The 21937-nt window shown below is 51.6% G+C and carries 22 protein-coding genes; 7 read left to right on the forward strand and 15 right to left on the reverse strand.

Features of this window, described 5'->3' with window-relative positions:
* Position 1: 1 nt before the first annotated feature.
* Complete coding sequence (locus tag B3K89_RS09945; protein ID WP_345907354.1) at positions 2–250, reverse strand: hypothetical protein; 249 nt, start codon at positions 248–250, stop codon at positions 2–4.
* 1190 nt (positions 251–1440) lie between these two features.
* On the opposite strand from B3K89_RS09945, the gene B3K89_RS09950 reads away from it, so the two are divergent.
* Positions 1441–2598 carry a hypothetical protein gene (locus tag B3K89_RS09950; protein ID WP_293891105.1) on the forward strand — a complete coding sequence of 386 codons (1158 nt, stop codon included), beginning with the start codon at positions 1441–1443 and terminating at the stop codon, positions 2596–2598.
* Here the strand turns inward: B3K89_RS09950 and B3K89_RS09955 are convergent.
* The 4 genes from B3K89_RS09955 to B3K89_RS09970 are packed head-to-tail and all read right to left on the reverse strand — an operon-like array spanning position 2595 to position 7017.
* Entirely contained in the window at positions 2595–4613 is a 2019-nt protein-coding gene (locus B3K89_RS09955; protein ID WP_293891108.1) for an ATP-dependent helicase, read from the reverse strand. The two genes, B3K89_RS09950 and B3K89_RS09955, sit on opposite strands and share 4 nt — an antisense overlap.
* A gap of 6 nt (positions 4614–4619) precedes the next feature.
* Entirely contained in the window at positions 4620–5102 is a 483-nt protein-coding gene (locus B3K89_RS09960) for a COG2426 family protein (protein ID WP_293891111.1), read from the reverse strand.
* Between the two features lie 11 nt (positions 5103–5113).
* Positions 5114–6232: a DUF362 domain-containing protein gene (locus B3K89_RS09965; RefSeq protein WP_293891114.1), complete on the reverse strand. Its 1119-nt coding sequence runs from the start codon at positions 6230–6232 to the stop codon at positions 5114–5116.
* On the reverse strand, positions 6229–7017 hold the full coding sequence (locus B3K89_RS09970; RefSeq protein ID WP_293891117.1) for an RsmB/NOP family class I SAM-dependent RNA methyltransferase: 789 nt from the start codon (positions 7015–7017) through the stop codon (positions 6229–6231). The genes B3K89_RS09965 and B3K89_RS09970 overlap by 4 nt, the downstream gene beginning before the upstream one ends.
* A 62-nt stretch (positions 7018–7079) precedes the next feature.
* On the opposite strand from B3K89_RS09970, the gene B3K89_RS09975 reads away from it, so the two are divergent.
* Together B3K89_RS09975 and B3K89_RS09980 are read left to right on the forward strand one after the other, a co-directional pair.
* The gene (locus B3K89_RS09975) at positions 7080–7751 is read left to right on the forward strand and encodes a cytochrome c biogenesis CcdA family protein (protein WP_293891120.1); all 672 of its coding nucleotides are present in this window, start codon (positions 7080–7082) and stop codon (positions 7749–7751) included.
* Between the two features lie 9 nt (positions 7752–7760).
* A complete protein-coding gene (locus B3K89_RS09980) occupies positions 7761–8447 on the forward strand; it encodes a TlpA family protein disulfide reductase (RefSeq protein ID WP_293891123.1) in 687 nt (228 codons plus the stop codon).
* Here B3K89_RS09980 and trhA read toward each other — a convergent pair.
* From trhA to B3K89_RS10010, 6 genes are all read right to left on the reverse strand, one after another.
* Positions 8434–9099: a PAQR family membrane homeostasis protein TrhA gene (gene trhA / locus B3K89_RS09985; RefSeq protein ID WP_293891126.1), complete on the reverse strand. Its 666-nt coding sequence runs from the start codon at positions 9097–9099 to the stop codon at positions 8434–8436. The two genes, B3K89_RS09980 and trhA, sit on opposite strands and share 14 nt — an antisense overlap.
* Before the next feature lie 127 nt (positions 9100–9226).
* On the reverse strand, positions 9227–9970 hold the full coding sequence (locus B3K89_RS09990; RefSeq protein ID WP_293891137.1) for an amino acid ABC transporter ATP-binding protein: 744 nt from the start codon (positions 9968–9970) through the stop codon (positions 9227–9229).
* Complete coding sequence (locus B3K89_RS09995) at positions 9963–10823, reverse strand: amino acid ABC transporter permease (RefSeq protein WP_293891129.1); 861 nt, start codon at positions 10821–10823, stop codon at positions 9963–9965. The genes B3K89_RS09990 and B3K89_RS09995 overlap by 8 nt, the downstream gene beginning before the upstream one ends.
* Before the next feature lie 166 nt (positions 10824–10989).
* On the reverse strand, positions 10990–11772 hold the full coding sequence (locus B3K89_RS10000; RefSeq protein ID WP_293891132.1) for a transporter substrate-binding domain-containing protein: 783 nt from the start codon (positions 11770–11772) through the stop codon (positions 10990–10992).
* 175 nt (positions 11773–11947) lie between these two features.
* Positions 11948–12697: a basic amino acid ABC transporter substrate-binding protein gene (locus tag B3K89_RS10005; protein ID WP_293891135.1), complete on the reverse strand. Its 750-nt coding sequence runs from the start codon at positions 12695–12697 to the stop codon at positions 11948–11950.
* 92 nt (positions 12698–12789) lie between these two features.
* A complete protein-coding gene (locus tag B3K89_RS10010) occupies positions 12790–13203 on the reverse strand; it encodes a divergent PAP2 family protein (RefSeq protein ID WP_345907355.1) in 414 nt (137 codons plus the stop codon).
* Between the two features lie 41 nt (positions 13204–13244).
* Here B3K89_RS10010 and B3K89_RS10015 point away from each other — a divergent pair, with 41 nt between their 5' ends.
* From B3K89_RS10015 to icd, 3 genes are all read left to right on the forward strand, one after another.
* Complete coding sequence (locus tag B3K89_RS10015; protein ID WP_293891999.1) at positions 13245–14432, forward strand: MFS transporter; 1188 nt, start codon at positions 13245–13247, stop codon at positions 14430–14432.
* Positions 14433–14493: 61 nt separating this feature from the next.
* Entirely contained in the window at positions 14494–16431 is a 1938-nt protein-coding gene (locus tag B3K89_RS10020) for an aconitate hydratase (RefSeq protein WP_293892002.1), read from the forward strand.
* Entirely contained in the window at positions 16431–17660 is a 1230-nt protein-coding gene (gene icd, locus B3K89_RS10025; RefSeq protein ID WP_293892005.1) for an NADP-dependent isocitrate dehydrogenase, read from the forward strand. Before B3K89_RS10020 ends, icd begins: the two co-directional genes overlap by 1 nt.
* Here icd and B3K89_RS10030 read toward each other — a convergent pair.
* Both B3K89_RS10030 and B3K89_RS10035 read right to left on the reverse strand, forming a co-directional pair.
* Complete coding sequence (locus tag B3K89_RS10030) at positions 17652–18317, reverse strand: HAD family hydrolase (RefSeq protein ID WP_293892008.1); 666 nt, start codon at positions 18315–18317, stop codon at positions 17652–17654. The two genes, icd and B3K89_RS10030, sit on opposite strands and share 9 nt — an antisense overlap.
* Entirely contained in the window at positions 18304–19599 is a 1296-nt protein-coding gene (locus B3K89_RS10035) for a citrate synthase (RefSeq protein ID WP_293892011.1), read from the reverse strand. Before B3K89_RS10035 ends, B3K89_RS10030 begins: the two co-directional genes overlap by 14 nt.
* A 174-nt stretch (positions 19600–19773) precedes the next feature.
* Here B3K89_RS10035 and B3K89_RS10040 point away from each other — a divergent pair, with 174 nt between their 5' ends.
* Positions 19774–20100: an ArsR/SmtB family transcription factor gene (locus B3K89_RS10040; protein ID WP_293892014.1), complete on the forward strand. Its 327-nt coding sequence runs from the start codon at positions 19774–19776 to the stop codon at positions 20098–20100.
* A gap of 15 nt (positions 20101–20115) precedes the next feature.
* Here B3K89_RS10040 and B3K89_RS10045 read toward each other — a convergent pair whose 3' ends face one another.
* Together B3K89_RS10045 and B3K89_RS10050 are read right to left on the reverse strand one after the other, a co-directional pair.
* A complete protein-coding gene (locus B3K89_RS10045; RefSeq protein WP_293892016.1) occupies positions 20116–20586 on the reverse strand; it encodes a nucleoside deaminase in 471 nt (156 codons plus the stop codon).
* 82 nt (positions 20587–20668) lie between these two features.
* Positions 20669–21892, reverse strand: coding sequence for an argininosuccinate synthase (locus B3K89_RS10050; RefSeq protein ID WP_293892019.1), 1224 nt, complete (start codon positions 21890–21892; stop codon positions 20669–20671).
* Positions 21893–21937: the final 45 nt, after the last annotated feature.

A 21937-nucleotide genomic window follows, 5' to 3' on the forward strand; every position in this document is an offset into this window, starting at 1 on the left:
CTCAAAACACCTGAGTACTTACGCTGGTTGAAAGATTGACGTTGAGGATGTTCGGGTCGAAGAGTTGGTTGCCCCCCGGCTTGATGGTGAGACTTCCCATGTGGGCAACAAGCTTGTTTGTATTCAGCGGGCTGAAACCTTGTTCAAAATAGAGGGGGTTCTTCGGCAACCAGGTAGCGGTGCTTTGTGCAGGAAGATGTGCCGACAAAACCAAGAGACAAACAACAATACATGTCTGTACTTTTCCCATATACGAATGCTACAGGAGAAGTAGAAATTGCACAAGAGCAATTTTCTGGGCTGTTTTTCGTCAGTACGTCCCCGTAATTATAAAGAGGAGAATCAATTACTTGCATCATATCCTACAGTGGGGTGATGGTTGCAGTAATAGTATCAAAATAAGTTCCTGCGACTGCCTGTTCGGCTATGGCCTGACTGATAAGCGGGATCCGGATACTTATGTCCTTTGTATTGATATTGATCTTGTCCAAGCTCAACCATTCATAGGATACAGCAGGTTTGATGGGAGTGTGTACGGTATGTAATATATAAACCCGGGAGAAGCATCCTTGAGCTGCAGGCGGAAATAGTCTGTTGTATCGTTGGCACCGGTAAACGACACCTTCACCTTGTAGTCATGTTTGTTGGGGTCCGTATTTGCCAACTGTAAATGTGCCGTTGCTATGAATATATTGTTCGTGAATGCCTCGGTGAGGATGAAATCGGGCTTTTCCAGAATGGAAAGGTCATACCGGGTATAATAGATGGGAGGACCGTACAGTAGAGGAGCCGGTACTGTGGTTCCGTTTGCCAAAAAGGGGGTGGGAACAGATGGAGGATCGCCATTCGTCGGAATAATCTGCCCGTTTACTGGGATATAATCATAGCGATTCGAATTGGTTGTCTTTTATTAAGTGACGAAAGTTATATATAGTATAAAAATAGGTAATTGTATACAATGGAAATTGACAGCAAATAGACACTTTGTCTGCTAAGATTGTTTCCTATTTTGCTGCATATAACTATCAATGGGAAATGAATGACCTGCTCTCCCAACGTTTTTAAAAGGGATTCTCTTGTTGTCGGTTAGAGAGTATCAAGGGGGATAATGATAACCGTGATTCCTGCCTATACATCGAAGAAATGGCCGCAGGAAGACCTGCATTCAGAATGCAAAGCAAGAAAAGGAGAAGTACTGTATATTGATATCTTCTCATAGTAGTACGTCAAGATATGTCATAATTGACATGACAAGTGATTGCCTACTACTTCTTTAAGACAACCTAATCTACGTAAGAAACAGGAGTCATAGATTCTCTTTTACAAAGTAATTGTGTTGGGTTGGACATCCATATGCTAAATGTTGTATAATCTTAAGTCTAGTAAACATCGGTTGGCATGTTGGCGCTTCTCATTGATGACTAGAGGATTTTTACACATATGTCATATTATAAGCATCGAACTTTCAGTGTATTGCTTCTCATGGTTTTCCTGTCTGCTTTTTTGGCAGCAGGGCCTACGGTTACTGCGACCTATACAGCGCAATCGCCGATCTATCTGGAAATTTCGCCGGGTGTATTCACCCATCCTACAGTAATCGGTGCGAAGCTCGGCCGGTTTGCCATAACATCACCAAACAACAAAATATACACGCCTGCTTTCGTCAATACCGGAGAAGTTGCAGAGAATATCCAGTTGACCGGTTTGTACAAGAATTGGGAGGGCGGAGCCTATTATACCAAGACGGATTTGAATTTCAAGGTGATCAGCGTAGCCTATCCTTCAGGGCTTGGCGGTACGCCCATACTGCAAACCATCTATGGCGGGCGGTGGCCGGTTATCAGTTGGAATGCTGTGACCATTACTGCAAACCCCTTTTATGTTGATTTGTACCTGGTCAATACCAACAGTGTCAATCCCAACAGCGCTGCTACGCTGAATTCGAACGGCCAGTATTACCGTCTGGATACTCCCTATACCTTTACAACCAGCTTCAACCCGATTTTCAGTTTGGCGGTTGCCGATAATCCGAATACCGATGTAGGCACCTATGCACCAGGCAACGGTGAAACGATAACATCAGCTGGTTCCTATGTAGTCACCAACGGGTTGGCGGGGCCTAATGTCACTCCGATTCTCGATTCAGGAAGCATGACAGCTCCGGACGGTAATGGGTTCTACTACGGCGACGGTCCGACTCTTCCCTCGTTTGCGTTCGCATTCACGCACGCAAGTGTGAGTTTTGATTTGGAAGAAGCCTATGGAGGGAACAGGGCGACGATCAACCAAGCGCAACTTACTGTGATAAACGGAGTTGCTGGTACTCTGTACTCGCAAATGCTGACGTTCACCGACACCAGTACAGCGACCACCTTCCAGCTTTTCCCCACTGAAGGGTCAGGCCAGCCCATAGAGTATCAGCTTTTCCTTGGAGCAGACCAGATTACCAAGGGAAGCCCGATTCATTGGCAGTCGCTGAATCCGGGGATGAATACCAAGGACTTGAAAGTCGGGGGCATTGTTGAGTCGGATGTGGCCGCCAAAGTCAGCGGCTCCTATACGGGCACCATCACGGTGACCATCACCAACCCGAATTAGCCGCTGTTCCTGGCGGCAAGCCGTTCCCTGAGCAACCTGAGCTTGTCCACCACCTGCTCGGATGAGAGCTGCTTGGCCGGGTCTTCTTCCTCAAAGAGGGCCTTGGGAATCTCCTCAAGAAAGCGTGAGGGGAGGCTGGTCACTTCGTCATGGCCTTTTTTACGCTTCTCACAACTGCTGATGATCAACGACCTTCGGGCACGGGTGATCGCCACATAGAAGAGGCGTCGTTCCTCATCGATGTTGGCCGGATCATCCTCGATCGCCCTGGCATGGGGGATGTATTGGTCCTCAACCCCTGCCAAGTACACCGTGTCGAACTCAAGACCCTTGGACGCATGGATGGTCATCAGGGCAATCTTGCCTGCATCCTCTTGGGGATTGCTCTCCTTGCCTGCAAGGCTGATGCGGTTCAGATAATCAAATATGGAGGCCTTTGCATTTTCGGGATTGCGTTCCCAACGGGCTAGCATATCGCAAAGCATGGTAATACCCTTCATCTTGTAGGCAACCACGTTCTCGTTATCCGGATATTCGGCTTCAAGATATGCCTTGTACCCGATTTCCTGAATCAGGGTGCGAAGCACCATGTTGCGTTGCGTCCGTGTCTCAAAGAGTTGATGATGATACTCCTCAATAAGGGATGCAAAGCGTTTGAGCGTTTTCTGCATTCCTTCCTTGATTTGGCCATCGGTGGCGATGGACATCAAGGACAAGGCACTATAGAGCGAGCAGTGATGGTCGTCTGCTACTTTGCGCATTTTCTCAAGTGTCGTACGCCCTATGCCACGCCTTGGGGTATTTATCACCCTGAGCAGGTTGATATCATCATCCTGATTGGCAATGACCTTCAGATAACTGACAATATCGCGAATTTCCTTTCGGTCAAAGAAACTTTGCCCGCCGGTAACCTGTGAAGGAATACCCCGTTCGGTGAACTTGGTTTCCAAGGTGTCGATGAGGCTGTTGGTTCTCACCAATACCCCGAAGTCAGAGAATGGCTTGTCCTCTTTCTTATGAGTCATCAGAATTTCATCGGCAATGACCGATGCTTCATCATCATCGTTGGCGGGGTGGATCAAGCGAATCGAGGAGCCCTTGCCGCTGTCGGTCCACAGCCTCTTCTCCTTTCGCATCTGGTTGTTGACAATCAGCGAGTTTGCAGCCTCCAGGATGGTCCCTGTTGAACGATAGTTGCGCTCGAGCTTGACTTCAAGGCGTTCGGGAAAATCCCGTTCGAACATCACCAGGTTCTCGTAGTTCGCCCCTCTCCAGCTGTAGATGCTCTGATCGTCGTCACCGACGACGCACAGGTTGCGGCTCTCTTGGGCCAGGGACTCGACCATGCGGTACTGGGAAAGGGAAGTGTCCTGGAACTCATCAACCAGGATATGGGTGAAACGATTTCGCAGAGCCTGAAGCACTTCGGGCTTTTTTTCGAACAAATCGAGCGGTTTCATGATCAGGTCGTCAAAGTCGACTGCATTGTACGCTTTCAGATGCTTTTCATATTCGCTATAGAGATTGCGGATCTTGTCCGAAGCATTCGCACCGAAAACCTTGCGCTTTGTCTTTATGTCACTGAAGAGGGTGGAGAGCTCATAGAGGTCGAAGGACTCAACCACATAGTCGAGATTCTGGATTACTTCCTTGATCAAGGCCATGCGGTCGTTGGAATCGTAGATGGTGAAGTTGTTCTTGAAGCCGAGATGCTGGATGTATTGTTTCAACACTCCCATACCGAAGGAGTGGAAGGTTGTGGCCGTCAACTTTTTCAGCGGAAGATTTGTAAGCGACCGTATACGGTCCCCCATCTCGCTTGCCGCCTTGTTGGTGAATGTCAGGGCGAGTATCGCCTCTTCCTTGATGCCGTTTTGCAGCATATTGGCAATTCGATACGTGAGCATGCGGGTCTTCCCGCTGCCGGCGCCTGCTATGACAAGCAGCGGCCCATGCAGTGTTGCAGCAGCCTTGTACTGCTGTTCATTGAGTTCCTTGGCTAAATCGAAATACATGATACCTCAGATTCGTTTGATGAACACCGAATCGATTCCTACCCCAAGGGCTACCAGAGAGGTGACAATCAGACCGGCGACGATGACTCCGCCGAATACTGCCATCATGGTCTTTCGCTTGTCAAGGCCTAAAATCCAGGAACCCAGGGTTCCCGTCCAAGCCCCGGTGACCGGAAGCGGCACCGCTACAAAGAGTAAAATGCCCCAATACCCGTACTTGTCGACTTTCGCACTGATCTTGTGCTGAGCTCTCGCTACAAATCGATCAAAAAAGGAGGCATACCAGTGCCAATGCTTGTAGAAAATTGTATGGAAGGTCGCCAAAAAGGTATAAGCGATCGGAGCCACCATAGCGTTGACGAGAATGCACAGCGGGGTGGCAAGAAACAACGGAACGTCATTGAAATAGGCATAGGGAATAGCTCCTCTGAGCTCACTGATGGGCAGAAGGGAGAGCAGGATGCTGACAAGCAATGTGGATGGATCCATATGACAATCCTTTAGGAGGAAATTTCTTCATCGACTGCGATGGCTGAAGCCGGACAGACCTCATGGCAACAATAACAACGGATGCAGGCGCTTGGGTCGATGATGATGCGTTTCTGTTCCATCGTCAAGGCATTGGCCGGGCAGATTTCGATGCATTTGCGGCACTGGATGCAGGGATCTGGAAGGAAGACAGGGGCTTTGCGCTCTTTCTTGACCTTCCTGCGAATGTACTTGCTGAATACAAACGGGATAATGAGGGAGCGGAAGAAACGGGTTCGCTTTTGCATCTCGATGCGCAAAAAATCGGGTTGGACCAAATCCTCGGCATTCAAGTTGGGATACCGGGTGGGAGCAGAGCCAAGGCCTCTTCTCAGTCCTTCGGCTATGATGGGGATGCTCTTGGGGTCATAGCCCATGATCACAGCCTGTGCATAATCGAGAGCGAGTGCATCGCAGCTGGCAAGCAAAAGTCCCATATGCCGCGGCCTGCCGTTGGCGGGGCCCGGGCCTTCCATGCCGATGATGCCGTCCATCAGGCTGAACGAAGGCTTTACCACGGCAGCAATTCCCACCATCAGGGAGGCAAATTGCTGCCGTGTCGGGAACTGGACATGACAGGGACTCTTGAAGAGATTGGGGACCAGCCCGAAGAGGTTCTTCACCGCCCCGGTGGTGTACATGAGTTGGTGAGTCTTGAACTTTGGCAGTGAAAATACCATGTCCACCTCGTCCAGAATGGAAGCAAGGGGAAGCTTCTTGCCCCGGGTGTAGGGGATGGTCGTCATATTGGGCTGCTTGGTGAAATCGACCCATTGCACCCCCTCTTCGGTGCATACGCGGTATATGCCGCTTGCCTTGGGTAGGAACGAGGGTTTTTGCAGGCCGGGTGAGTCACCGACCAGGATCCTTTGTGCCCCCTTCTCCTTGAGCAGCCGGATCACCGAGCGCAGCACCTGTGAATGGGTGGTGATCGAGCGGTCCTCTTTGGCATCGGAGAGAATATTGGGCTTGAGCAGAATGCATTTGCCCTCTACAGCAGGCATACCGCCCAGCAGACACGCTTCTTTTACGGCAGCATCGACCAATATGGGGTCATAGCTTTCACAACGGACAATGGCGACAGAGCTCATGCCGTCCTCCTGATCAAACAAATATAGAGCGGGCCCCTTCCTTGCGCCATATCAGGCAGGATGATGGAGCCATGACGACAGCTTTCACCATAGGGCGCAGCAGCAGGCTCGATGGCAAAGCGTCCATCCCGTTTTTCGAACAGCTTGTCGACAACCAACTCGTTCTCCAAGGGATTGATCGAACAGGTGCTGTACAGAATACAACCACCCACTTTCACTGCCTCCAAAGCGGAAGCAAGCATCGCAAACTGCTGGATGGCCAAGTGTTTCGGCCTTGATGCAGACCAAATCGCCAAGGCTTTGGGATCGGAGAGGACATGACGTTCGCTTGAGCAGGGAGCATCGAGCAGAATGCGGTCATACCTGTTCTGCTCATGCAGCGACCACCGGGATGCATCATGGCCCGTAACGGTGATGCGGCTGTGCACCTCATCCGGTAAATGCTCCCTCAGCACGACTTTCAAACGTCCCCTTCGCGTAGCCGACCGGTCATTGGCAACCAGGGTGCCGTTTTTCTTCAATGAAGCGGCAAGGACCAGCGACTTGCCCCCGGGAGCGGCGCACATATCCAGCACCGCATCGCCGTCCTGTACATCCAGGAGCTTGGCGGCAATGATGGAAGCCTCATCCAGATAGTAACTCTGTCGCAATCCGTCGCTGAAGGCAACCGGTTTCCGCTCGACAAGCAACGCCTCCTTGAGGGTATTCCACCGACTTTGATAAATCTGTGCATAGTAGGACTCGAACGCATCGCCGCCTTGCTGTTTACCCTTCTGTTTGGCCATGAACTGACTGTACCAAGTTTTAGGCCTCTTGTGAACCTTTTTGAGGTGTGCTATGCTCAGCCATGGCATATTTCACCGCATTTTTGGAAGGAATCATCAGTTTTATCAGTCCCTGCATTCTTCCCATCCTGCCGCTTTACTTCTCCTATCTGGCAGGTGGCGTCGCCCAGAAGGAAGAACAGAACGGTGTGCTGTTGAAGAACAGCATTGCGTTTGTCATCGGCTTCACCATTCTGTTTGTGACACTCGGTGCTGCATCCACTACCGTGGGCAAGTACTTGAGTATGCACTTGTCCACGCTTAATCGCATAGGAGGGGTGCTTGTCATTCTTTTCGCCCTCAATAATCTGGGTTTTGTTCTCATACCGGCTCTCAACAACAACCACAAGTTCCAGTTGAAGAGCTTGAAAAATATGAACATCCCCAAATCCATGCTGTTCGGGTTGGTGTTTGCGATCGGATGGACGCCTTGCGTGGGCCCGCTGTTGGGTTCAGCCCTGATGATGGCGGCCAACGCCGAGCTGGTGCACAAGGGCATGCTGACTCTCTTCTTCTATGCGATGGGCCTGGCTATTCCCTTCCTCTTCTCAGCCTTGCTGCTCGATCAGATGGAAGGAGTCTTTGCGGCGATCAAGAAACACGCAAAGCTCATAACCATCATAAGCGGACTGTTCCTCTTGGTCTTCGGCGTTGTCCTGACCCTTGGATTCAACCCGGCCGCACTATTTCTCTAGGAGCCTATCATGCAAAAGAAAACACGGAATCTCGTCATACTGGTTCTCTCATTCATAGTCCTGATCATTGTTGCCTCGGTGGCATACAACGCACTTCGTGACAGCACCCCCGCCGTCTCCTTCGTTCCTCAGGTTGCAGCCCTTCCTGAAACGACGGAGAAGAAGCAGGTGCAAACCAATATTTCACCTGCAGCAGTTCCCGCTCCTTCCGAGCCTGAACCCGTAGTTGAAGATGAAACTCCTGCCGTTGAGGACGGAGTTGAAGCGAGTGCACCCACGATGCCCAATATTCCGCTCTTCACCTTGGACGGTGTTGAAACGACGTTTGAGGATGTCAGGCAGGGTAAACCGGTGGTTATCAACTATTTTGCCTCATGGTGTCCTCCCTGCAAACAGGAGCTTCCACATTTCCAGAAAGCGTATGACACCTACAAGGACCAAATCAGCTTCATCTTCCTGGACGCCCTGGACGGCCAGCGGGAAACCTTGGAGACTGTCAAAGCCTTCATCCGCGATTTCCCGTTCACCGGTCCGGTCTACTACGATGAAGGCATTTTCGCCTATATTTTCCAGACAAACAGCCTGCCTACCACAGTGTTCATCAACGCTGATGGAACCCTGGCCAACGGCTATTTAGGCTATGTGAGCGAAAGTGTCCTTCAGGAAAACCTGGACAAGCTGCTTACACAAGAGTAAGCATGTAGCCGGCAAAGAAGAGAGCGCTTCCCCCGATGCAGAAGAGATGCCAAATGGCATGGTGGTGGGGGATGCGCTTGCCTGCATAAAAAATGACTCCTATGCTGTAGGTGAGCCCTGCTGCGATTACCCAAACCAAGAGTCCTTCGCTCAGATAGGGGATGATATCCTTCCAGAAGAAGACAATCAGCCAACCCATCGCCAAGTAGAAGAATACATGCAGGGCCTTCAGCCTCCCCCAAAAGACCAAGCTGAACACAATTCCCAGCAGTGCAATCGCCCAGACCAGGATGACAATCATATGGGCCGTTGGTGTGCCTATGGAGAGCATCAAGGGGGTATAGGTTCCCGCTATCAAGAAATAGATGTTGCTGTGGTCGAGGATCCTGCAGATACGCTTGGCATTGCCATAGGGTAGACCGTGGTAGAGCGCTGAAGCCCCATAGAGCAAAATCATGGTGAGTGCCCAGACAACCAAGCCCACCTTCAATGAAACTGATTCAACCGATGGCAACCTCAAAAGGATTACAACAAAGGCGACAAGGGCCAAAGCAACCCCGACCACATGGGTGATTGAGTTTTCCCTTTCCGCCCTCGGATCATCATACGTATGCAAGGTGATGTGACTTTCAAGCCATTGCGTGAATTTCATCTGAAAATTCTCCTATTGGATGTAAACGATAGTGGTCGGAGGCTGTTGATGCAATGGTAGAATTGGACTGTTTCTCCACTAGTAGAAATCTATCAGGCCTAAAAAAAGGGCCTTTCGGCCCTCTTGATCAGAGAATGTGTTCCAAAAAGAGTTTGGTTCGTTCACTCTTTGGACTGCTGAACATCTGATCGGGTTTCCCGATTTCCACGATGGTTCCATCATCCATGAACACAACCTTGTCTGCTGCAGCTTTGGCAAAGCCCATCTCGTGGGTTACCAAGAGCATGGTCATACCGCTTTTTGCAAGCTTGAGCATGACATCCAACACTTCCTTGATCATCTCCGGATCCAAGGCGCTGGTCGGCTCATCGAACAGCATCACTTTCGGCTGCATCGCTAGAGCCCTTGCAATGGCTACACGCTGCTGCTGACCGCCGGAGAGTTGGGGAGGATAGACAAGAGCCTTCTCCTCAAGCCCGACCATCTTCAGCAAATCCATGGCCTGCCTGTCGGCTTCCTTCTTGGAGAGCTTCTTGACCTTCAACGGGGCGAGGGTGATATTTTCCAGTACCGACAGATGGGGAAAGAGATTGAAGGATTGGAAAACCATACCTACTTCCTCACGAATCTTTCTCAGGTCGACATCGGGATCGGTCACCTCATCATCATCGATGAAAATGTGTCCTCCGGTTGGGTGCTCGAGCTTGTTTATGCTGCGCAGCAGTGTCGATTTTCCGCTCCCCGACGGACCGATGATCACCACGACCTCCCCGTGCTCGACGGTCAGGTTGGCGTGTTTGACGGCTTTTACCGTCGCATGGTTGGTCGTAATATAGTCTTTTGAAAGATCTTCTATGCGTATTCTAGCCATTTTCATGCAACCTTTCCTCCAATATGCCTACCAGACGGGAGAGCAGGAGGGTGATGATGAGATAGATGAGAGCGACAACCAGCATGGTTTCCAGTGAGAGGAAGGTGCGGGAGATGTACTCCCTTCCTTTGCGCAGGATATCACTCAGTGCTATGGTGGACACAAGCGATGAGTCCTTGAGCATGGAGATGAACTCATTGCCGATCGCAGGCAGGACAACCTTGATGGTTTGAGGAAGGATGACGTAGCGGAACGCCTGCGAGCGGGAGAGCCCCAACGCAATGGCGGCCTCCATCTGGCCCTTGGGGATGGCTTGAATTCCGGCTCGTACAATCTCGCCCATATAGGCACCGAAGCAGATGGAAAGGGCGGCCACCGCAGCTATCATGCCTTCAATCTTGAAAAACCTGCCCATGGCGTAATAGATGAATATCAACTGGACCAACAAGGGAATGCCCCTGATGAGCTCGACGTACACACCGCTGACCATATTGACCCAGCGCCGTTTGCTCACCGATCCAAGACCGGTGACTGTACCGATCACCAGAGCGCCGAGAATGGCAAAAATGGTTGCCTGGAATGTGACGGGGGCTCCCTTGATGGTTACCAGGAAGATATCCCGGTAGGGTTTCGGCTGGAACAGGACGAGAGCGGCAAGCAGGGTGATTGCACTGAAGAATGTGATTCTCCAGGAGTTGAGGAGGTGTCCGTCATCCTTGCGGGGAATGAGCACGCCATCGGTCATTTGGATGGTGACAGGTTTCTTTTTTTGTGCATTGGGATCGACGGAAACTACTTTCTTCCGAACCGCTTGCAGTTTGTATTCGTCGATATCAGCAGGTGTATGTTCCATATATACTCTCAAAAGGAAATTTTTACTACAAGCTAGTACTACATAATTATGCAGTTAAAGTCAAGCTACAATGTATAATTATTCAGACATTCCCAAGAACCCTTGCTTCCTCATGCAACAAGCCGCCCGAAGGCGGCTTGTCTCTGAAACAACAGCGTATGAATTCTTACAAAATGTTCCACTTTTTCTTCAGCTCAGCCATCCTGCCGCTAGCTTCGATCTGTTTCAAGCCGTTGTTGACAAGGTCGAGCACTTCCGAATTGCCTTTGAGCATGGCGATTGCAATCGGTTCAGGGTCTCCGAGATCGCTCGCACTTCCGGCAACCTTGAGCTTGCTTGCATAATTGGGGTTGGAGAGGACGAAATCGCTGGCGATTACGCTATCGGTCACCACAGCCTGCAGGTTTCCGTTGAGCATGTCCTCGATGGCGAAACCAATCTCGTCGTATGCCTTGATGGTTGTCTTGAAGGAGGGGTTTTTCTTCATGTAGTCATCAAGGAAGATGTGGCCGGTGGTTCCCAGTTGCACCCCGACCACCTTGCCGTTGAGGCTTGCTGTGTTGGAGAGGGTGGTGTCTCCGATCGGAGCAAGGATTGCTTGGGTGATGATCATGATCGGAGTGGAGAAGTCCATTGTGGCCTTGCGTTCCTCGGTGACCGAGACGCCGCTGGCCACTGCATCATATGCACCATTGGCAAGACCTGCGAAGATGCCTTCCCATGCAACGTTGCGGATGGTGATTTGTACATTATTGACTTTTGCAATCTCGTTGACCAAGTCTATCTCAAAACCAACGATTTCCCCTTTCTCATCAACAAACTCGAGCGGAGGCCAGGCGCAGTTGGCTGCAAAGACATACGATTTCGTGCTCTCTTTCTGCCCTTGGGCGAACAGAAGTGCAGATGTTGCAAGCAATAGGACCAATACGAGGATTCCAAGCTTTTTCATGACACAGCTCCTTATTCATGGATATGCGTATAATGCATACTTATACATTGAATGTCAACTATAAAGGAATAAATATACAAAAAAATCGAAATATTTGGATAATCCTCCGTGCTAAGGCACAAGTGGACCAGAAAAAAGGGGAGCATTAGCTCCCCACAACCGGCTTCTGTCGTTCTTACAGCAAATTCCACTTTTTCTTCAGTGCATCGAAGCTGCCGTCAGCCTTTGCCACCTCCAGACCCTTGTTGATCAAGTCGAGCAATGCCTTGTTGCCCTTCTGCACCGCAATGGCGATATCCTCTTCAGTAAAGGGAGCGCCTGCGACCACCAGACGATTCTTGTAGTTCTCGTTTGCAAGCACAAAATCGCTGGCGATCAGGGAATCGCATACCGCCGCATCCACGTTGCCGTTCAAGAGGTCCTCGATTGCAAGTCCGATGTCGTCGTAAGCCTTTCTCTGCACAGGGTAGTTCTCCAGGGCAAAATCACCGGTGGTACCGATCTGTACGCCGATTTTCTTGCCGCCGAGGTCGTCGATTCCATTGACCTTGCTGCTGTCGCTGCTGCGGATGATGACTACTTGGCCTGCAGTAAGAATCGGGGTGGAGAAATCCATGGTGGCCTTGCGTTCCTCGGTCACGGTGACGCCGCTGGCAACACCGTCGTATGCACCATTGGCAAGACCTGCAAAGATGGTGTCCCACGGGATGTTTTTAACCGTCATCTGTACGCCGACCTTCTCGCCGATGAGCGGCATCAATTCCACTTCAAAGCCGGTAAGCTGTCCGTTTTCAACAAATTCCAGGGGAGGCCATGTGGCATCGGATGCAAACACATATCCGCTTTTTTCTTCTTTTTTCCCCTGAGCAAAGACCAACGTTGCGGCCAGGACCAGGATGAGCATGGTGAGTATCGTTTTTTTCATAGTTGACTCCTTCAATAGCACGTATACAAGGCATCATGCATACATATGCAATGAAAGTCAAGCAAAGGTGAATATCTATGCAGTTAATGGAACTAAAGGCCGGATATGGAGTTTGTTATCAAGAGACCCACGATCAGACCGAGGATGGTTCCTCCAAGCACTTGGCTGAACGAGTGTCCCAGCATGGTTTTCAAGTTTTCAGGAGTGAATTGGCCCTCCCGATGGATGTCGCTGAGGATGCGGCTCCATTCGTTGATGACCTCCGCCTGCTTGCCTGCCTCCCGCCTGATACCCATGGAATCGTGGATGACAACCGCAGCAAACGTGGCCGCTATGGCGAAGTATACAGTACCTACTCCTTGGGTGAAAGCAATGCTGGTCACCAATGCAATCACTCCTGCCGTATGGCTGGAGGGCATGCCGCCGGTGCTGACAAGCAAATGCCACGTGAACCGACGCTCGAATAATGCATTAATGAAGGGTTTGAGCAGTTGCGCAAGAATCACTGTTCGCTATACAGTGCACGCATCACCATCTGGAGCCAAGCATGTATTTTTCACCGCAAAAAACAGACACGATCCAATTCTGGGTCCTGAACATCGCATCCTTCCTTGCACAGCTGACCATTGCCATGGTCAACCTCGCCCTCGTGTACCACCTCAGACAGGTGTTTTCCCTCGGTGCCGACGGTATAGGGCTGGCCGCTTCCATCAGTCCCGCCACCTATCTGATCTTCTGCATCCTCCTTGCCCCATATACCATCCACTTCCGACCACGCCATCTGGTCCAGCTTTCTCTTGCAGGGATGGCTGTTGCCGTATTCCTCTTTGTCACTACGAAATCGTTGCCGGTAGCCTATCTCGCCCTCGCACTCTATGGAGGCTTCATGAGCCTGCTGTGGCCGCAGATCGAAGGATGGTTTTCCCGGGGAAAGGAGGGAGCAAGCCTGAACCGGGTGGCGAATGCCTTCAATTTCTCCTGGTCGTTCGGTGTCGGCATAAGCTCCTATATAGCAGGGCTTCTGGTTGAGGTGTCCACCGTGATGCCGTTCTATGTCTCGGTGCTGTTGTTCGCATGTGTCTTTCTCATTATTTTCATCAGCAGTGCATTGGTTCCCGGTATTCGTGCCGTACAGAGCGAGCACTTGGAGAACAATGCCAACGAGAAGGTTGATCAGAGCACTCCGCTCAGATTCTATGCATGGACCGGCATCATGGCTCTGTACAGCGGCATGAGCATCATCCTTACCATTTTCCCCCTCTATGCCCAGGATGAGCTGAAAATCAGTGAAAGTGAAACTGGATTGTTGCTTCTCATCCGCGGGGTGGCGACCTGTCTCTCCTTTCTTGCTCTTGGAAGGCTTGAGTTCTGGCACTTCAAGAAACGCTACATTTTTCTGGTCCAGATTCTCTTTGCCTTGTCCTGCCTCCTGGCAACCGGTTTCACCAAGCCACTTTCCTATGCCTTCTTCTTTTTGGTCTTCGGCTTTCTCTTTGCCTTCGCCTACGACCAGAGCATGTTCCATGGGGCGAGCGGCAGCATCAACCGCTCCCAGCGGATGATCATCCATGAAGTGCTGCTGACCATCGGAACCATCATGGGAGCTGTCGGGGGAGGGTATATCTACGAGAAACTCTCCTTTTCACGGCTGCTTTTCATTGTTGCCCTCGCGGCCCTGGTGCTGGTTGGCATCGAGATGGCGGTTGCCGCAGTGTGGCAGCGAAGGAAGCAATAGGTTTTACACAGACCCGTTGATTCGTATACAATAGCCTTATCATCTGAACAAGGAGTTGGGTATGGGCAAGACGCTGACGGAAAAAATTCTGTTTTCACACCTGAAGGAAGGAACGCTTGAGGCAGGGAAACCAATCGGCATCCTTATCGATCAGACACTGACCCAGGATGCTACAGGGACCATGGCCTATCTCCAATTCGAAGCTATGGGACTGAACCGGGTGCAGAACGAGCTGGCAGTGAGCTATGTCGACCACAACACCATCCAAGTCGGCTTTGAAAATGCCGACGACCATCGCTATCTGCAAACCGTTGCAGCAGCCAAGGGAGTCATTTTCTCCCGGCCGGGCAATGGCATCTGCCATCAAGTGCATCTCGAGCGCTTCGGAAAGCCCGGCAAGACCCTGCTGGGAAGCGACAGCCACACTCCAACCGGAGGCGGCATCGGCATGATCGCCATCGGAGCCGGAGGGCTCGATGTTGCAGTCGCAATGGCAGGAGGAGCCTTCCATCTCATCAGCCCGAAGGTCATCGAAATCAGGCTCACCGGCAAGCTGCGCCCCTGGGTTGCTGCAAAGGATGTGATCCTTACCGTTCTTGAACGATACGGGGTGAAAGGCAATGTGAATTGCATTTTCGAATATACCGGCGATGGGGTTGCCACCCTTGAGGTTCCCGAGCGTTCCACCATCTGCAATATGGGTGCAGAGTGCGGGGTTACCACCAGTATTTTCCCATCCGATGAGAAGACACGTTTCTTCCTCAAAGCCCAGGGCAGGGAGAAGGATTGGGTTGCCTTGTCCGCTGATGATGATGCCGTCTATGACGGGCTTTTTGAGATTGACCTGTCAAAGCTCGAACCGAAAATGGCGTGTCCGCACTCACCGGGAAATATCGAAAACGTCTCGAAGCTTGCAGGCAAGCGGGTGGATCAGGTGCTCATCGGGTCTTGCACAAATTCCAGCTATGCAGATATGAAAAAAGTTGCCGACATTCTGGACGGGCACACGGTTGCCGACCATGTGAGCCTGGGAATAGCCCCCGGCAGCCGTGAGGTCTTCTTGATGCTCAGCAAGGACGGCTCTCTTACCAAGTTCATCCAAAGCGGTGCACGCATCCTGGAAAGCGCCTGTGGCTTTTGCATCGGCAACCACCAGAGTCCGGGAACCGATGGGGTGAGCCTGAGGACGAGCAACCGAAATTTTGAAGGCCGGAGCGGAACAAAAAGCGGACAAGTCTATCTGGTCAGCCCGGAAACGGCAGCCTTGGCGGCCATCACCGGGGTCTTTACCGATCCGCTTTCCGATCATGGAATAAAATACCCCGAGGTTGTTCATCCGACGCAGTTCCTCCTGGATGACTCCATGTTCATATTCCCTCCAAAAGACGGTTCGAACGTCCAGATTTTCCGAGGGCCCAATATCGGCGATCCTCCCAAAAATACCGCCCTGAAGGATGATTTGGAGGGGTATGTCACCATCAAGGTGGGAGATAAGATCACCACCGACCACATCATGCCGGCAGGAAGCCGCCTGAAGTATCGTTCGAATATCCCGGTGTATTCCAAATACGTCTTTGAACCGATCGACGAGCATTTCAGCCAGCGATGCATCGAGAATCAGGATCGGGGCAAAGACAACTTCATTGTAGCCGGTGCATCCTATGGACAGGGTTCCAGCCGAGAGCATGCCGCCATCTGCCCGATGTACCTCGGGGTGAAGGCTGTCATCGCCGTCTCCATCGAGCGCATCCACCAAAACAACCTCTGCAATTTCGGCATCATCCCGCTGACCTTCGTGAACGAGGAAGATTATGCAAAGTTCGAAGCAAACGATGAACTGTTGTTGGAGAATGTGAAGGAACAGATCAAAGGACGTGAAGTGGTGCTCAAGAACAAGACAAAGAGCACCGAAATCGTCCTTCGCTGCGATATCACCGACGAACAGCGCAGCATGCTCATCAGCGGCGGCTTGCTGAACATCCTCAAGGAGAGAAACTGATGAATACAGCGATCAGCATTGAGAACGGCAGGCTTTCAGTACCCGATCAGGTAACCATCCCTTTCATCGAAGGGGATGGCGTAGGGCCCGAGATTACAGCTGTAATGAAAGCTGTAGTCGCCCATGCGGTGCAGAAGGCGTACCAAGGAAGGCGATCGATACACTTTCTTGAGGTGTTGGCCGGCCAGAAAGCCATGGACAGATTAGGCTCCTATCTGCCCGACGAAACCTTGGAAGCGGTCGATACCTACAAAGTTGCCATCAAGGGACCGCTGACTACTCCGGTAGGAAAGGGCGTCAGGTCGTTGAATGTGGCACTGCGCCAGAGCTTGGACCTCTATGTCTGCCTCAGGCCTATTGAGTATTTTGCCGGTGTTCCCTCACCCGTAAAACATCCAGAGAAAGTCGACATGGTTGTGTTTCGGGAGAATACCGAGGACATCTATGCGGGCATCGAGTGGGAGGCCGGGAGCAGTGATGTCCAAAAGGTCTTGGATTTCCTCTCCACCGAAATGGGAGTGAAGAAGATACGCTTTCCCCAAAGCAGCGCCCTGGGTATAAAGCCGGTGAGCCGCGAGGGCAGTGAACGCTTGATCAGGGCCGCCATCTCCTATGCTTTGGAGCACAAGCGACGCAGTGTAACCTTGGTGCACAAGGGCAACATCATGAAGTTTACCGAAGGCGGCTTCAATGCTTGGGGCTATGAGCTTGCCAAGCGGGAGTTCGGGGCCCGGCTGGATGAGAAAAAGCGTGTTTTCATCCCCCGCAAGGATTGTGAACCTCTTTATATCCAGGATTGCATCTGCGATGCCTTCTTGCAGAACATTTTGCTCAAGCCTGAGGCATACGACGTGATAGCGACGCTGAATCTCAACGGCGATTATGTCTCCGATGCCTTGGCAGCCGAAGTCGGTGGTATCGGAATCGCACCGGGAGCAAACATCAATTACCAGACTGGCTATGCAATTTTTGAAGCCACCCACGGGACGGCTCCCGATATTGCGGGCAAGGATATGGTGAATCCGCTTTCCCTGGTTCTGTCGGCGGTGATGATGCTCCAGTATCTGGGATGGGATGAAGCTGCTGCCATAATCAGTAGTGCCGTAGGCAAGGCAATCGCCAAGGGCAGTGTCACCTCGGATTTTTATCAGGCGATGATCAAGGAAGGGCGGGCAGCCAATCTCGTCGGGACGCAGGCTTTCGGCCAAGAACTGGTTGCCTTACTGTAGGGGATAGTAGGAAAAGTCTTCAAGCAGGCCATGGACACCGTCCATGGCCTGTAGTGTGTCCCGGTCGCTTCCCGGGCTTGCCACCGCCCAGATGCTCCCAATACCTGCACCCTTGGCTGAAAGAATGCCGGCTCTTGTGTCCTCGAACACGGTACACAAGGCAGGTTCAATGCCCAGGGCTCTGCAAGCATCGAGATAGATATCCGGCTCGGGTTTTCCTTTGCGCACTCCGTCGTCGTAGATGATCAAGTCCTCGTCGATGATATCGCACAGGCCGAACCAAAGCTTGTAGCGTTCTATGTTGGACTTGCCTGCACTGGTGGCAATGGCCATGGGAACCCCAAGCGCCTTGGCCCTGGCTGCCAAACCCAAGAAGCCCGGAGCAAGGTGAAGCGGCTGATTGTCCATGCAGATGTGTTGATAGATCAGCTCTTTCTCTTCACTCAGCCTTTCCAATTCCGCTGTACCGGGCAGATACCCCGACAGGTACGTGATGGTCTCGGCATTGGTTCGACCATTGAGGTAGTGGCTTTCCTCAAGGGATAATGGTTTTTTCCGGTACTGCATTGAAACGCTGTTCCAGGCTTGTCGATGATACTCGGAATCCCAGAACAGCGTACCATTGAAATCGAAAATCAAGGCATTATCGGTCCTCAAGCGGTACCACCTTGCGCACATGGGGGCCGGAGTAGACTTGTCTGGGCCTGCCGATTTTCTGATACGGATCATGTCTCCATTCAAGCCAGTGGGCGATCCAGCCGGGAAGCCTGCCCATGGCAAACAGCACGGTGAACATCGATTCGGGAATTCCCATGGCGTGGAAAATGATGCCGGTATAGAAGTCTACATTGGGATAGAGATTGCGTTCAATGAAATACGGGTCCTTCAAGGCCGCCTGCTCAAGTTCGATTGCAATCTGCAGCAGGGGATCGGTCTGGCTGTCGGCTCCCAATATCTGCTGGCATAAGTTCTTAGCAATCTTTGCCCGGGGGTCGTAGGTCTTGTACACCCTGTGTCCGAATCCATACAACAGGAAGGGTGTCTCCTTGCTCTTTGCCATCTCAATGACTTTTTCAATGCTCAAGCCCTCGGTGTAAATCTGATTGAGCATCTGCATGACGGCTTGGTTTGCTCCCCCGTGTTTACTGCCCCACAAGGCGCAACAGCCGGCTGCCACCGAGGCGTACAGGTTTGCTTCACTGCTTGCCACAAGGCGTACTGCACTGGTGGAGCAGTTCTGTTCATGGTCGGCATGGAGAATCAAAAGGATGTTCAGGGCTTTTACATGTAAAGGATCGGGAACATAGGCATTGACAGGCGTGTGAAACAGCATATTGAGGAAGTTTTCACAATAGGAGAACTTGTAGGAAGGATCGACGAAATCGAGACCGTTCATCTGACGATAACTGAATGCTGCGATGGTTCTCATTTTTGAAAGCAGCCGGCTGACGGTGAGGTCGACGTTTTCTTCAGGATCGGCATCCTCAAGTTCGGGATAGAAAGCCGAAAGTGAAGCGACCATGGCCGAGAGAATCGACATGGGATGCGCCTCCTGCGGATAATCTCGGAAGAAGTTGCGCATATCCACATGCAGCAGGGAGTGGCGGTTGAGCATTTCCGCATAGGTATGCCGTTGGGCGAGGGTGGGAAGCTCGCCTTTGATGAGCAGGTACGCAACCTCGACGAAATCGCAATGCTCCACAAGGTCCTCGATATCGTAGCCGCGATAGCGAAGGATGCCCTGTTCTCCATCCACAAAGCAGATGGAGCTCATGCAGGATCCAGTGTTCACAAAACCGGGGTCATAGGTTATGAACCCGGTCTGCTTGCGCAGGGAGGTGATATCAATCGATTTTCCTCCCATATTGTCCGTGATGACGGTGAGGTCCACTTCCTTGTCGCCAAGTACAAGCTTGGCAGCTTCTTTCTGAATATCCATATACCTGCCTCCTTAAGGGGGTCTGTTGCTTATAGTTTCGAAAATCAGGGAGATTTTTCGGCTTACGGTCACGGACGATGTGTCAAAAATGTACCGTATATTCCCGGTTTTGGAAATACAGCGGCCATGAAACCTTTACTTTTCATTTCTGCTTGCTCACTCTATACTGGTTGCATGCATACTACAGACAATTCAACAAATGAGATAGTTCTCCCCTTGGAAGAGGAAATCGTGGACATAGCCGATTTCTTCAAAGTCTTCGGCGATCCCACCCGCCTGAAAATCCTCTTCCTCCTCGAACAGGGTGAGCGGGGGGTGAATGCCATCAGCGAGGAGCTCGGGATGCAGCAAAGCACCATCAGTCAGCAATTGAAGTTGCTGAGGGCTTGCCGTTTGGTGCGGTTCCGCAAAGACGGGCGCAATGTCTTGTACCGACTGAACGATGAACATATCCATGACATCCTGGCTTTGGGCATCGAACACTATCAGGAACTGCAGTAGAGGGCAGCCTTCGGATCAATAGAGTTCTTTCTCCAGGGCGGCATACTCTTCAAAGAGGGGAAGGCAGGCTTGTCGATTGCTTGGATGCAGCGCAAGGACGGAAGCATCACTGCATCCTGCTTTGATGTACCGATAGATGAAATCATCGCGGAATCCGATGGCTTGGGCGTCCTGCGGGGTGCATCCATAATACACTTCCTTGATGTTCGCCCAAATGCAGGCTGACAGGCACATGGGGCAGGGGTAACAGGTGGTATAGAGTATGCAACCGCTCAGGTCGTGGGTTCCTTTCTTCTTGCAGGCCTGCCTGATTACATTCACCTCGGCATGGGCCGTAGGATCGTTGCTGCCCAAAACCGTGTTGGAGTCAACAAACACTTCGCCCAGATGATCCACCAACAAGGCGCCAAAGGGCCCTCCCAGGTTTTGATGCATCGTCTCACGTGCTTTCTCTACTGCTTGCACCAAGTATGCCCTGTCATCCATGACTACTCCTCACCATCCTATTGTAGCATGCAAAAATTCAGTCGGTCCAGGAAAGCCGCCTCCATCGGAGGCGGCCCGCTGCTTACTGTGCATCCCGTTTGGCGCTTGCCATAAGCCTGATGGCGTTGATGTTGATGAATCCCTTGCAATCCACCGGCTGGTACCCTCCTGCCTTGTCCATGGACCCGAGCGCCTCATTGTAGAGGGAGACAGGGCTTGAGACCCCGGCGAAAATGACATTGCCTTTGTAGAGAACAACCTTGCTGGTGCCGGTGACGTTCTTCTGGCTCTGTTCGAAGGCGGCAGTGAGCATCTCAAACTCCGGGGCCCCCCAATAGCCGTTGTAAATAAGCTCGGCGTACTTGGGCATCAGCGAATCACGCAGGTGCATCACTTCCTTGTCCATGGTGATGCCCTCCAGGTTGTGGTGTGCCTTCCAAAGGATCTCACAGCCCGGTGTCTCGTATACGCCACGGCTCTTGATGCCGATATAGCGGTTCTCCACCATATCCACCCGGCCTATGGCATTATCGTGGCCGAGCTTGTTCAGATACAGAATCATCTGCAGCGGATCGGTGACACATGTGTGATCCTCTTCATCGGATACAGAGACGGGAATGCCGTCCTTGAACTCGATCTTCAGCAGGGTTTCCTTGTCGGCAGCCTTTTGGGGGCTGAGTGTCAGGCTGAATACGTCCTCTTCGCACCGCTTTGAGGGATCTTCCAGAATACCTGCCTCATGACTGATATGGATCAGGTTCTCATCCTCGCTGTACGGCTTCTTGGTCGATGCCTTGATGGGAATGCCATACTTTTGGGCATAGGCGATCATATCGCTTCTTCCCTCGAACTGGGAAAGCCATTCGGGATCCTTCCAGGGGCTGATTATTTTCACTTCAGGCATGTTCATGTAGTAGCCGAACTCAAAACGAACTTGGTCGTTTCCCTTTCCGGTTGCCCCGTGTGCCACATAGACGGTGCCTTCCTTGCGGGCGATTTCAATCTGGCGCTTGGCGATGATCGGCCTGGCCAGCGAGGTTCCCAGCATATAGGTGCCTTCATAGATGGTATTTGCCTTCAATGCAGGGAATATGTAATCGGTTACCAGAGCCTTGCGCAGGTCCTCAACATAGACTTTGGATGCACCGGTAGCCAATGCTTTTTTCTCGATGGCGGCAAAATCCTCGTTCTGTCCGACGTTCGCAACATAGGCGATGACATCGAAGCCCTTGTTGGCCAGCCACTTGAGGATTACGGAGGTATCGAGTCCTCCGCTATACGCAAGAATGATTTTTTCCTTGTTCATGCTATTTCTCCCTGCTCGGTAAGTTCAATCTGGAAGCAGTGTAGT

Origin of the sequence: Sphaerochaeta sp. UBA5849, from assembly GCA_002432715.1 — a bacterium.
GTDB lineage: Bacteria > Spirochaetota > Spirochaetia > Sphaerochaetales > Sphaerochaetaceae > Sphaerochaeta.